We start from the raw sequence: 12280 nt of genomic DNA on the forward strand, positions 1-12280 counted from the left end.
CAGCAGCCATCAGCAGCCGGTCGTGAAGCACTGCCGCAGGCCCGGAGGACGTCGTGAGCGACACACTGACCTTGATCGAGAACCGACCGCCCTCCGTGGCGAACCTCTTCATCGACCGCGTGGCGGCCACCCCGGACGGGGAGGCGTACCGCTACCCCGTCCCGGCCGCCGGCCACGGACCCGACGAGTGGAAGTCGCTGAGCTGGGCGCAGGCCGCCGAGCGGGTCTACGCCGTAGCCGCCGGACTCATCGGTCTGGGCGTGCAGCCGGAGGAGCGGATCGCGCTCGCGGCGAGCACGCGGGTGGAATGGGTCCTCGTCGACCTCGGTGTGATGTGCGCGGGTGCCGCCACCACCACGATCTACCCGTCGACCAACGCGGAGGAGTCGGCGTTCATCCTCTCCGACTCCGGGAGCCGGGTGCTCATCGCCGAGGACGCCGCCCAGCTGGCCAAGGCCCGCGAGCGCCGTGCCGAACTGCCGGACCTCGCCCATGTCGTCGTCATCGACCCCGAGGGTGCCGGCCCCGCCGAGGGCGACCCCGAGGGCTGGGTGCTCACCCTCGCCGAGCTGGAGGCCCGCGGCGCCGAGCACCTGGCGAAGCACCCCGAGGCGATCAAGGAGCGGGTCGCCGCCATCACGGCCGACCAGCTCGCCACCCTGATCTACACCTCGGGCACCACCGGCCGCCCCAAGGGTGTGCGCCTGCCGCACGACAACTGGTCGTACATGGCCAAGGCCACCGTGGCGACCGGCCTCATCACCCCGGAAGACGTGCAGTACCTCTGGCTGCCGCTCGCGCATGTCTTCGGCAAGGTCCTCACCTCCGGCCAGATCGAGGTCGGCCACGTCACCGCCATCGACGGCCGGGTAGACAAGATCATCGAGAATCTGCCGGTGGTCCAGCCGACATACATGGCCGCCGTCCCCCGCATCTTCGAGAAGGTCTACAACGGTGTCGCCGCCAAGGCACGGGCCGGCGGCGGGGCCAAGTACAAGATCTTCCAGTGGGCGGCCGGGGTCGCCCGCGAGTACGCGACGGTCTCGCAGGACAACTTCCGGCGCACCGGCACGGCCTCCGTCCCCTTCGCCCTCGGCGCCAAGCACAAGGTCGCCGACACCCTGGTCTTCGCCAAGATCCGCGAGGCCTTCGGCGGCCGGCTGCGCGCCTGCATCTCCGGCTCCGCGGCGCTCGCCCCCGACATCGGTCTCTTCTTCGCGGGCGCCGGGATCCACATCCTGGAGGGCTACGGTCTCACCGAGTCCAGCGCCGCCTCCTTCGTCAACCCGGGCGAGGCCTACCGCACCGGCACCGTCGGCAAGCCGCTCCCCGGCACCGAGGTACGGATCGCGGACGACGGCGAGATCCTGCTGCGCGGCCCCGGGATCATGCAGGGCTACCACGGGCAGCCGGAGAAGACCGCCGAGGTGCTGGAGTCGGACGGCTGGTTCCACACCGGCGACATCGGCGAACTGTCCGTGGACGGCTACCTCCGGATCACCGACCGCAAGAAGGACCTGATCAAGACGTCCGGCGGCAAGTACATCGCCCCGGCGGAGGTCGAGGGACAGTTCAAGGCGGTCTGCCCGTTCGTCTCCAACATCCTGGTGCACGGCGCGGACCGAAACTTCTGCACCGCCCTGATCGCACTCGACGAGCCGACCATCCTCGGCTGGGCCGCCGAGAACGGCCTGGGCGGGAAGCCGTACGCCGAAGTGGTGGCCTCCCCGCAGGCCGTCGAGCTCATCGAGGGCTACGTGAAGCGGCTCAACGAGGGACTGCAGCGCTGGCAGACCATCAAGAAGTTCCGGCTGCTGCCCCGCGACCTGGACATCGAGCACGGCGAGCTGACGCCCAGCCTCAAGCTGAAGCGGCCCGTCGTCGAGCGCGCGTACCAGGGCCTCATCGACGACATGTACGCGGGAAGCCGCGAGGCATAGACAGCTCCTCGCGGACCGGCCGCACGGTGCGGCCGCTCCTGCCCGTTCCCCGCTCATTTTCTCCGCTCACTTCGGCAACTCGCTGCTTATGGGCATGGTCCATCTGTCACTCTGTCGGTGTCGCCAGCGCCGCCCAACGAGAACAGACAGACAGCAACGAGAACAGACAGAGCGAGAACAGGTCAGGAGCCGCACCGTGGGGCCCATTCCCTTGCAGCGGGACATCGCCGAGCGTCCCGGTGATCCCGCAGGCCGTGCGGACGCGCGGCCGGTCGCCCATACGTCCCTGCCCGGGAACCTCCTCGCCCCCTCCGCCGCCCGCCGGTTCGTCCGGGCCGCCCTCGGTGAGTGGGCCGGGCTGGGGCTGCCGGCGGCCGTGGGCTTCAGCGAGCGGGTGGCCGACGACGCGGAGGTCGTCGTCAGCGAGCTGGTCACCAACGCGGTCGTGCACGCCGGGACCAACGTGGAGGTGCTCGCCCGGCTGGAGGAGGCCACCGAGGGCGAGGTGGCGGCCCTGGTGGTGGAGGTCTCCGACCACCACCCCGCCCGCGCCGTGCGCAGCGACCGCCCGGAGTCCGGAAGCGCGGCCGACGCCGCGGAGGGCACCAGCCTCGTCGGACCTGACGAGCCCGCCGAGTACGGTCGCGGGCTCCAGCTCGTCGGCACCCTCGCCGAACGCTGGGGCATCACCTACCGCACCGGCCTCAAGACCGTCTGGGCCAGGCTCCCCGTGGACGACTGGAACCCGTTCCCGGAAGCGGCCGCCGAGCCCGGCTTCCAGCAGGGGCTCCGCGCCGCCGAACTGCTCGCACCCAACGCCCGGCGCGCGCTGCGCGACGACGCGGACTGGGCCGGCCGCGGCGCGCTCTCCTTCCTCGCCGAGGCCTCGGACCTGCTCGCCGGCCAGCTCGACGAGGACATCGTGGCGGCGCTCTCCGGGCAGTTACTGGTTCCCAGACTCGCCGACTGGTGCGCGATCTGGCTGGAACCCGAGAACGGCGGCCCCTCCGCCGTCCCCCGGCTCGCCAGCGTCTGGCACCGGGACGAGGCCGAGACCGGGCAGCTGCGCACCCTGCTGGAACAGGGCCCGATCCGGCTTCCCGAACGGGTCGGGACCGGACCCGTCTCCATGCCGTGGCCCGGCGGAGAGGAGGAGGACGGCGAGAAGGCCGACGAGCCCGCCGCGTCCGTCCTCGCCTACCGGATCACCTCCGGCGGCCGGAACCTCGGCGCCGTACTCCTCGGCCGGGAGGGCCTCGCCCGCGTCCCCGACGAGGTGACCGCGCTCATCGAGGACTTCGTACGCCGGGTCGGCCTCGCCGTCGGCGCCGCCCGCGAGTACACCCGGCAGGCCACCATCAGCCGCATCCTGCAGCGGGCCCTGCTGCCCGGCAAGGTCGCCGACATACCCGGCGTCACCAGCTCACTGGTGTACGAACCCAGTGACGACGGCGTCGTCGGCGGCGACTTCTACGACATCTTCCCGTGCCCCGGCGACCGCTGGTGCTTCGTCCTCGGCGATGTGCAGGGCAGCGGCCCGGAGGCCGCCGTCGTCACCGGCCTCGCCCGCCCCTGGCTGCGGCTGCTGGCCCGCGAGGGCTTCGGAGTCGGCGAGGTCCTCGACCGGCTCAACCGGCTGCTCCTCGACGACGCGATGGAGGCCGCCGAGGCGGCCGCGCTCATGGTGGCGGCCGCAGGAGGTCAGCAGACCGCGGACACCGGGCAGTCCCGCTTCCTGTCCCTGCTGTACGGAGAACTCGTACCGCTGCCCGGCGGCGGCGTGCGCTGCACCCTGGCCAGCGCCGGCCACCCGCTGCCGCTGCTGCTGCGGCCCGACGGCGAGGTGCGTCCGGCCGCCGAGCCGCAGATGCTGCTCGGGATCTTCGACGACGTCGCGTACGAGAGCCAGTGCTTCGAGCTGGCGCCCGGCGACAGCCTGCTGTGCGTCACGGACGGTGTGACGGAGCGGCGCTCCGGGACGCTGATGTTCGACGACGGGGACGGACTGTCCCGGGCGCTGGCCGGCTGTTCCGGTCTGTCGGCGGACGGGATCGCGGACCGGATCAAGCGGGCGGTCCATGAATTCGCCGAGCGGCCGCCGGACGACGATCTGGCGCTGCTGGTGCTCCAGGCGGGGTGAGGCGGTACGTGTTCGGGGCGGCCGGCGTCCGTGATCATGGGCATGTCCGGGAGGCTCCCGGCGGCGAGCGACAATGGACGGTATGCCTTCCGTACTGCCCGATGGTGAACCCGTACCCGACGACGGGGCGCTGCCCCGCCATGCCCTGGAAGGCGCCGCCGACCGGCCGCTCGGCTTCTACCTGCACGTGCCGTACTGCGCGACCCGCTGCGGCTACTGCGACTTCAACACCTACACCGCGACCGAGCTGCGCGGTTCCGGCGGCGCGCTGGCCTCCCGGGACAACTACGCGACCCACCTGATCGGCGAGGTCCGCCAGGCCCGCAAGGTCCTCGGGGACGACCCCCGGCCGGTCCGCACGGTCTTCGTCGGCGGCGGTACGCCGACCCTGCTGGCGGCCTCCGACCTGGTCCGGATGCTGGGGGCGGTCCGGGAGGAGTTCGGGCTCGCGGACGACGCCGAGATCACCACCGAGGCCAATCCGGAGTCCGTCGGCCCGGCGTATCTCGCGGAACTGCGGGAGGGCGGCTTCAACCGGATCTCCTTCGGAATGCAGAGCGCCCGGCAGCACGTGCTGAAGATCCTCGACCGTACGCACACGCCGGGGCGGCCCGAGGCCTGTGTCGCCGAGGCCCGCCGGGCGGGCTTCGAGCACGTCAACCTCGACCTGATCTACGGCACGCCGGGGGAGTCCGACGACGACTGGCGGGCCTCGCTGGACGCGGCGATCGGGGCGGGGCCGGACCATGTGTCGGCGTACGCGCTGATCGTCGAGGAGGGCACGCAGCTGGCCCGCCGGATCCGGCGCGGCGAGATCCCGATGACCGACGACGACGCCCACGCGGACCGGTATCTGATCGCGGACGAGGCGATGGCCGCGGCGGGCTTCTCCTGGTACGAGGTGTCGAACTGGGCCCGTACGCCGGAGGGCCGCTGCCTGCACAACGAGCTGTACTGGCGCGGCGCCGACTGGTGGGGCGCCGGGCCGGGGGCGCACAGCCACGTCGGCGGGGTGCGCTGGTGGAACGTGAAGCATCCGGGCGCGTACGCGCAGGCGCTGGCCGAGGGGCGCTCGCCCGGGGCCGGGCGCGAGGTCCTCTCCGAGGAGGACCGGCGGGTGGAGCGGATCCTGCTGGAGCTCCGGCTCCAGGACGGGTGCCCGCTCGGCATCCTGGCTCCGGCCGGGCTGGCCGCGTCCCGCCGCGCTCTGGCGGACGGGCTCCTGGAGCCGGGGCCGTACGAGCGGGGGCGGGCGGTCCTGACCTTGCGGGGGCGGTTGCTGGCGGACGCGGTGGTGCGGGATCTGGTGGACTGAGGTGCGGGGGCGGGTGCCGGGGCGGTGCGGTGGGGTGGGGTGCGCCTGCGGCGGGCCTGGTCCCCTTGCCCGCCCCTTCCCGTAACCGGGGGCTCTGCCCCCGGACCCCCGCTCCTCAATCGCCGGAGGGGCTGGGATGGTGTCTGCCGGGGGACGGGGGGATGGTGTCCGCCGGAGAGGCAGAGGGCGGCCGGAGGGGCTGCCGGAGGGCTACTCCGCCGGCGCCGTCACGAAGTCGATCAGGTGTTCCACCGAGCCCAGCAGAGCCGGTTCCAGGTCGCGGTACGAGTGGACCTTGGACAGGATGTGCTGCCAGGCCGCGCCGGTGTTCTCCGGCCAGCCCAGGGCGCGGCACACGCCCGTCTTCCAGTCCTGGCCGCGCGGCACCACCGGCCAGGCCGTGATGCCCACGGAGGACGGCTTCACGGCCTCCCACACGTCGATGTACGGGTGGCCGACCACCAGTACGTTCTCGTCCGTGACCTGATCGGCGATCCGGGACTCCTTGGAGCCGGGGACCAGGTGGTCGACCAGGACGCCCAGCCTGGCGTCCGGGCCGGGGGAGAACTCGCGCACGACGGCGGGGAGGTCGTCGACGCCCTCCAGGTACTCGACGACCACGCCCTCGATCCGCAGGTCGTCGCCCCAGACCCGCTCGACCAGCTCCGCGTCGTGCCGGCCCTCCACGTAGATCCGGCCCGCCCGCGCGACCCGGGCACGCGCGCCGGGGACCGCGACCGAACCCGAGGCCGTGCGCGCGGGGCGCACCGCAGCGGCGGCCGAGGGGCGTACGAGGGTGACCACCCGGCCCTCCAGCAGGAAGCCGCGCGGTTCCATCGGGAACACCCGGTGCTTGCCGAAGCGGTCCTCCAGGGTCACCGTCGGACCCTGGGCCGTCTTCTCACAGCGGATCACCGCACCGCAGTATCCGGTGGAGATCTCCTCCACGACCAGATCGGCTTCGGCGGGGACCTCGGGAACGGGGGCGGACCTCTTCCACGGCGGGGTCAGGTCCGGCTGGTAGCTGCGCATCGGACGACGATAGGACGGCGAGGGCCTGTCCGGTGGACCGGGGCCGGTCACGACACGCCGAAGCGCACGGCCAGTTGTTCGCGCTGATCGCGTACGAACGCCGCGTCCACCACCGCCCCGTGCCCCGGCACGTACACCGCGTCCTCGCCGCCCAGCGCCAGCAGCCGGTCCAGCGAGGCCGGCCAGCGGGACGGGAAGGCGTCCCGGCCCGCCTGCGGTTCGCCGGACTCCTCGACCAGGTCCCCGCAGAACACGACCGCGGGGGAGCCGGGGACCACCGCCACCAGGTCGTGGCCGCTGTGCGCGGGGCCCACGTCGGCCAGCAGCACCTCGCGCCCGCCGCCCAGGTCGACCGTCCACTCGCCGCACACCTCGTGCCGCGGCGCGACCAGCGCGTCCACGGCCTCTGCCGCGTCGTGCTCGCCGACCCCGTGGCGCACGGCCGAGGTGTGCAGCTCGTCCGCCCCGTCCTTCAGCAGCGCGGTCATGCCGACCGCCCCGTACACCTGGGCGCCGGAGAACGCGGCGGTGCCCAGCACATGGTCGAAATGGGGATGGCTGAGTGCGATATGCGTCACCCTCCGGCCGAGCAGAGCCTGCGCCTGGGCCCGCACCTCGGCGCCCTCACGGAGCGTCGATCCGGTGTCGTAGAGGAGCACGCCGTCCGTTCCGGCCACCAGTGCCACCGTCGCGTCCCACCCGGGAAGGCGCCGCCGGCCCACTCCGTGACCGAGTCGTTCCCAGCCGAACTCTTCCCAAGAGGCGTCCATACCGTGACGCTATCGGCAAACCACCTGGGAGGTCTCGCGGTAGCGTGGCCGGTCGCCCTTGCTAGGTCCCCACTCGGCCGCCGTACACTGGCCGGGGGGTTGCTGGCACTCGCGATGACAGAGTGCCAGGCGGATTCCTGGGCAGAGAAACGGGAACGACCCGAGAACCAACGAGGAACACAGCTGGAGGTGTGCGCGATGCTCAGCGAACGCAGACTCGAAGTGCTTCGCGCCATCGTCCAGGACTATGTCGGCACGGAGGAGCCCGTCGGCTCCAAGGCGCTCACCGAGCGGCACAAGCTGGGGGTCTCCCCGGCGACCGTCCGCAACGACATGGCGGTGCTGGAGGACGAGGGCTTCATCGCCCAGCCCCACACCAGCGCGGGACGCATCCCGACGGACAAGGGCTACCGGCTCTTCGTCGACAGGCTCGCGGGGGTCAAGCCCCTCTCGTCGCCGGAGCGCCGCGCCATCCACAATTTCCTCGACGGCGCGGTCGACCTCGACGACGTCGTGGGCCGCACCGTACGGCTGCTCGCGCAGCTGACCCGGCAGGTCGCCATCGTGCAGTACCCCTCGCTGACCCGGTCGACGGTCCGGCACGTGGAGCTGCTCTCGCTGGCCGCCGCCCGGCTGATGCTCGTGCTCATCACGGACACCGGCCGGGTCGAACAGCGCATGATCGACTGCCCTGCCCCGTTCGGCGAGACCTCTCTCGCCGATCTGCGGGCCCGGCTCAACAGCCGGGTCGTCGGACGCCGCTTCGCGGACGTCCCGCAGCTGGTGCAGGACCTGCCGGAATCCTTCGAGAGCGAGGACCGGGGAACCGTGTCCACCGTGCTCTCCACCCTGCTCGAAACCCTCGTCGAGGAGACGGAGGAGCGGCTGATGATCGGCGGCACCTCCAACCTCACCCGCTTCGGACACGACTTCCCGGTGATGATCCGGCCGGTGCTGGAGGCACTGGAGGAGCAGGTCGTGCTGCTGAAGCTGCTCGGCGAGGCCAAGGACTCGGGCATGACCGTACGTATCGGGCACGAGAACGCCCACGAGGGGCTCAACTCCACGTCCGTCGTCGCGGTCGGCTACGGTTCGGGCGACGAGGCAGTCGCCAAACTCGGCGTGGTCGGACCGACCCGCATGGACTACCCCGGAACGATGGGAGCGGTACGCGCAGTGGCACGTTACGTCGGACAGATCCTGGCGGAGTCGTAAGTGGCCACGGACTACTACGCCGTACTCGGCGTGCGCCGCGACGCATCTCAGGACGAGATCAAGAAGGCATTCCGTCGGCTCGCCCGCGAGCTGCACCCGGATGTGAACCCCGATCCGAAGACCCAGGAGCGGTTCAAGGAGATCAACGCCGCCTACGAGGTGCTGTCGGACCCGCAGAAGAAGCAGGTCTACGACCTCGGCGGCGACCCGCTGTCCGCCTCCGGCGGCGGTGGCGCGGGCGGATTCGGACAGGGCGGCTTCGGCAACTTCTCCGACATCATGGACGCGTTCTTCGGCACGTCGTCGCAGCGCGGACCCCGTTCGCGCACCCGGCGCGGCCAGGACGCGATGATCCGGCTGGAGATCGATCTCGCCGAGGCGGCGTTCGGCACCACCAAGGACATCCAGGTCGACACGGCAGTCGTCTGCACGACCTGCAGCGGCGAGGGGGCCGCCCCCGGCACCTCCGCGCAGACCTGTGACATGTGCCGCGGCCGCGGCGAGGTCTCCCAGGTCACCCGGTCCTTCCTCGGCCAGGTCATGACCTCGCGGCCCTGCCCGCAGTGCCAGGGCTTCGGCACGGTCGTGCCGACCCCGTGCCCGGAGTGCGCCGGCGACGGCCGCATCCGCTCGCGGCGCACGCTCACCGTGAAGATCCCCGCCGGAGTCGACAACGGCACCCGCATCCAGCTCGCGGGTGAGGGCGAGGTCGGCCCCGGCGGCGGCCCGGCCGGCGATCTGTACGTGGAGATCCACGAGCTCTCGCACGCGGTGTTCCAGCGCCGCGGCGACGACCTGCACTGCACGGTCACCATCCCCATGACGGCGGGCGCGCTCGGCACCAAGGTGCCGCTGGAGACGCTCGACGGCCTGGAGGAGGTCGACATCCGGCCGGGCACCCAGTCCGGCCAGTCGGTCCCGCTGCACGGCCGCGGCATCACGCATCTGCGGGGCGGCGGGCGCGGCGACCTGATCGTGCACGTCGAGGTGATGACCCCGACGAAGATGGAACCGGAGCAGGAGCGACTGCTGCGCGAGCTGGCGAAGATGCGCGGCGAGGAGCGGCCCACCGGCCAGTTCCAGCCCGGCCAGCAGGGGCTGTTCTCCCGGCTGAAGGACGCCTTCAACGGCCGCTGACCAACCCCGCAAGCCGTTCCCGGACGCCGGACGGACCCGCTCGACGGGACCGTCCGGCGTTTGAGTTCCGACCCGTCCGGCGTTTGAGTACAAAGCGGACCCCGGGCCGGGCGTCCCGGGCGGCCCGGGACGTGACACGATGCGGTCATGTCATCCGCGTTGACCGATCTCTGCCGGTATCCGATCGTGCAGGCCCCGATGGCGGGGGGCACGTCCTGTCCCCAGCTCGTCGCGGCCGTCTCCGAGGCGGGCGGGCTCGGTTTTCTCGCCGCCGGGTACAAGACGGCGGACGGCATGTACAACGAGATCAAACAGCTGCGCGGGCTGACCGGCCGGCCCTTCGGCGTCAATCTCTTCATGCCGCAGCCGGGACTCGCCGACCCGAGCGCAGTCGAGGTGTACCGGCACCAGCTCGCGGGCGAGGCCGCCTGGTACGAGACCCCGCTCGGCGACCCGGACTCCAGCGGCGACGACGGCTACGACGCCAAGCTGGCCATACTCCTGGACGACCCGGTCCCGGCCGTCTCGTTCACCTTCGGCTGCCCGACCCGCGACACCCTCGACGCGTTCGCCGGCGTCGGCACGTACACCGTCGTGACGGTCACCACGCCCGAGGAGGCCCAGACCGCCCAGTGGGCGGGCGCCGACGCGGTCTGCGTCCAGGGCGTCGAGGCGGGCGGCCACCAGTCCACCCACCGCGACGACCCGCAGACCGACGGCGCCGGAATCGGGCTGCTCTCGCTGGTGTCGCAGGTCCGCGAGACCGTGCAGATACCGATCGTCGCCACCGGCGGGCTGATGCGCGGATCCCAGATCGCCGCGGTGCTGGCCGCGGGCGCGGAGGCGGCGCAGCTCGGCACGGCGTTCCTCATCTGCCCCGAGTCCGGGGCGAGTCTGCTGCACAAGCAGGCGCTGACCAATCCGCTGTTCGTACGGACCGCCCTGACCCGGGCGTTCTCAGGCCGCCCGGCCCGCGGCCTGGTCAACCGCTTCATGCGCGAGCACGGCCCGTACGCCCCCGCCGCCTACCCGCAGGTGCACTATCTGACCGCCGGGCTGCGCAAGGCGGCGGCGAAGGCCGGGGACGCGCAGGGCATGGCCCTGTGGGCGGGCCAGGGGCACCGGATGGCACGCGAGCTGCCGGCCGGCCCGCTGGTCAGGCTGCTCGCCGAAGAACTGGACGCCGCACGGACGGCAGTGAGCACAGGGAGTACGCAGTGACCGCACCGGTCTTCGTCGTCGAACAGGTCCCCGGCGGGCCCGAGTTCGTCCTGGAGGGGCCCGAGGGTCGGCACGCCGTGTCGGTGAAGCGGCTGCGCGCCGGTGAGGCCGTCGTGCTCACCGACGGGCGCGGCCACTGGGCGAACGGCGTCGTCTCGGCCGCGGAGGGCAAGGACCGGCTCGTCGTCACCGGCCTGACCGAGATCCTGGAGGAGCCCCGCCCCGCCCCCCGCATCACCGTCGTCCAGGCCCTGCCCAAGGGCGACCGGGGCGAGGTCGCCGTCGAGACGATGACGGAGACCGGCGTGGACGCGATCGTGCCCTGGCAGGCGTCGCGCTGCATCACGCAGTGGAAGGGCGACCGGGGCCTCAAGTCCCTGGCGAAATGGCGCAACACCGCCCGGGAGGCGGGCAAGCAGTCCCGCCGGGTGCGCTTCCCCGAGGTGGCCGACGCGATGACCACCAAACAGGCGGCCGCGCTGGTCGCCGCGGCGGACTTCGCCGCCGTCCTGCACGAGGACCGGGAGCACGACAGCGAGCCGCTGGCCTCCGTCCCGCTCCCCGCCGAGGGCGAGATCGTGCTCGTCGTCGGCCCCGAGGGCGGGGTGTCGCCGGACGAACTGGCGGCCTTCACCGCGGCGGGCGCCCGGACCTGCCGGCTCGGCGCGAGCGTGCTGCGCACCTCCACGGCGGGCACGGCGGCGACCGCATTGCTGCTGGGGCGCACCGGCCGCTGGTCGTGAGTCCGATCGCATTGCTGTTGGGGCGCACGGGCTGTTGGTCGTGAGTCCGATCGCACCGCTGTTGGGGCGCACCGGCCGCTGGTCGTGAGCCCCCGCTTGTGCTCCGGCGCCACCCCGGTTGTCCCCGCACGCCGTCTACCGCGCGGTGGTGCAACGGTGGGAAGCTGCCCGTATGGGGACATCAAGGGCATGGGGTCAGGGAAGAGAACGGCGCTTTCTGGCCGCGTCCGCACTCGTGGTCGCGGCGGTCGCGGGAGCTGCCGCCTGTGACCCCCAGGGCGGGCTGAACTCCGCGTCCATCGCCGTGACCACCGACCGGGTCGGCACCGGCGCACTGGAACGCAACGGGGTCGACGTGCAGTGGCTGAACTGCACGGCCGGTGTCGACGGGGACCGGGCCGGGGGCGCGCAGCCCTCGGCGTCCGTGCGCCGGATCGCGGACGTCGACTGCACCGGCAAGACCGGACAGGGCGAGGCCATCACCCTCACCGGCAAGGTGACCCAGGAGCTGGGCGGCCGGTGTGTGCGGGGGGACCTGACCGCGAAGACGGGCGGGAAGTCGGTCTTCCGGGCGGATGTGCTCGGCAACTGCGACGCCGCCCCGTCGACCGCGGTGGTGAACCCGCCACCGGCCGGCGGCCCCGGGCCGGTGGTCACCGTCACGGTGACGGTGACCGAGACGCCCATGGGCAAGTGAACCGGTCCGCCCCGGCGGCCCGTCGAACTCCGGCCAACCCGCTTACGCGGAACGGGACCGCGACCTAGGG

At 72.5% G+C, this 12280-nt stretch carries 10 protein-coding genes; 8 read left to right on the forward strand and 2 right to left on the reverse strand.

Going from position 1 to position 12280, the window contains the following annotated elements:
• Positions 1–53: 53 nt before the first annotated feature.
• The 3 genes from ABZ622_RS15240 (at position 54) to hemW (ending at position 5395) form a co-directional block, all read left to right on the forward strand.
• Positions 54–1940 carry an AMP-binding protein gene (locus ABZ622_RS15240; protein ID WP_360543162.1) on the forward strand — a complete coding sequence of 629 codons (1887 nt, stop codon included), beginning with the start codon at positions 54–56 and terminating at the stop codon, positions 1938–1940.
• Between the two features lie 211 nt (positions 1941–2151).
• Positions 2152–4080, forward strand: coding sequence for an ATP-binding SpoIIE family protein phosphatase (locus tag ABZ622_RS15245; protein WP_360543285.1), 1929 nt, complete (start codon positions 2152–2154; stop codon positions 4078–4080).
• A gap of 73 nt (positions 4081–4153) precedes the next feature.
• Positions 4154–5395 carry a radical SAM family heme chaperone HemW gene (hemW, locus tag ABZ622_RS15250; protein WP_360543164.1) on the forward strand — a complete coding sequence of 414 codons (1242 nt, stop codon included), beginning with the start codon at positions 4154–4156 and terminating at the stop codon, positions 5393–5395.
• 210 nt (positions 5396–5605) lie between these two features.
• Here hemW and ABZ622_RS15255 read toward each other — a convergent pair whose 3' ends face one another.
• Both ABZ622_RS15255 and ABZ622_RS15260 read right to left on the reverse strand, forming a co-directional pair.
• Entirely contained in the window at positions 5606–6427 is an 822-nt protein-coding gene (locus tag ABZ622_RS15255; RefSeq protein ID WP_360543166.1) for a DUF3097 domain-containing protein, read from the reverse strand.
• Between the two features lie 47 nt (positions 6428–6474).
• Positions 6475–7197 carry an MBL fold metallo-hydrolase gene (locus ABZ622_RS15260; protein WP_360543168.1) on the reverse strand — a complete coding sequence of 241 codons (723 nt, stop codon included), beginning with the start codon at positions 7195–7197 and terminating at the stop codon, positions 6475–6477.
• 198 nt (positions 7198–7395) lie between these two features.
• On the opposite strand from ABZ622_RS15260, the gene hrcA reads away from it, so the two are divergent.
• From hrcA to ABZ622_RS15285, 5 genes are all read left to right on the forward strand, one after another.
• Positions 7396–8412: a heat-inducible transcriptional repressor HrcA gene (gene hrcA, locus ABZ622_RS15265; protein ID WP_266419393.1), complete on the forward strand. Its 1017-nt coding sequence runs from the start codon at positions 7396–7398 to the stop codon at positions 8410–8412.
• A complete protein-coding gene (dnaJ, locus tag ABZ622_RS15270) occupies positions 8413–9549 on the forward strand; it encodes a molecular chaperone DnaJ (protein ID WP_360543170.1) in 1137 nt (378 codons plus the stop codon).
• A 147-nt stretch (positions 9550–9696) separates the two neighbouring features.
• Complete coding sequence (locus tag ABZ622_RS15275; protein WP_360543172.1) at positions 9697–10770, forward strand: nitronate monooxygenase; 1074 nt, start codon at positions 9697–9699, stop codon at positions 10768–10770.
• Positions 10767–11513 carry a 16S rRNA (uracil(1498)-N(3))-methyltransferase gene (locus tag ABZ622_RS15280; protein ID WP_360543174.1) on the forward strand — a complete coding sequence of 249 codons (747 nt, stop codon included), beginning with the start codon at positions 10767–10769 and terminating at the stop codon, positions 11511–11513. The genes ABZ622_RS15275 and ABZ622_RS15280 overlap by 4 nt, the downstream gene beginning before the upstream one ends.
• A 172-nt stretch (positions 11514–11685) precedes the next feature.
• Positions 11686–12210 carry a hypothetical protein gene (locus ABZ622_RS15285; RefSeq protein WP_360543176.1) on the forward strand — a complete coding sequence of 175 codons (525 nt, stop codon included), beginning with the start codon at positions 11686–11688 and terminating at the stop codon, positions 12208–12210.
• The last annotated feature ends 70 nt before the right edge of the window (positions 12211–12280 follow it).

The sequence above is a fragment of the Streptomyces sp. NPDC007164 genome (assembly GCF_040634135.1).
GTDB lineage: Bacteria > Actinomycetota > Actinomycetes > Streptomycetales > Streptomycetaceae > Streptomyces > Streptomyces sanglieri.

Bases quoted from the DNA above. Each gene is read 5' to 3' on its own strand.
- hemW (WP_360543164.1), top strand. From the start codon at position 4,154: ATGGACGGTATGCCTTCCGTACTGCCCGATGGTGAACCCGTACCCGAC.
- ABZ622_RS15255 (WP_360543166.1), bottom strand. From the start codon at position 6,427: ATGCGCAGCTACCAGCCGGACCTGACCCCGCCGTGGAAGAGGTCCGCC.
- ABZ622_RS15260 (WP_360543168.1), bottom strand. From the start codon at position 7,197: ATGGACGCCTCTTGGGAAGAGTTCGGCTGGGAACGACTCGGTCACGGA.
- hrcA (WP_266419393.1), top strand. From the start codon at position 7,396: ATGCTCAGCGAACGCAGACTCGAAGTGCTTCGCGCCATCGTCCAGGAC.
- ABZ622_RS15275 (WP_360543172.1), top strand. From the start codon at position 9,697: ATGTCATCCGCGTTGACCGATCTCTGCCGGTATCCGATCGTGCAGGCC.
- ABZ622_RS15285 (WP_360543176.1), top strand. From the start codon at position 11,686: ATGGGGACATCAAGGGCATGGGGTCAGGGAAGAGAACGGCGCTTTCTG.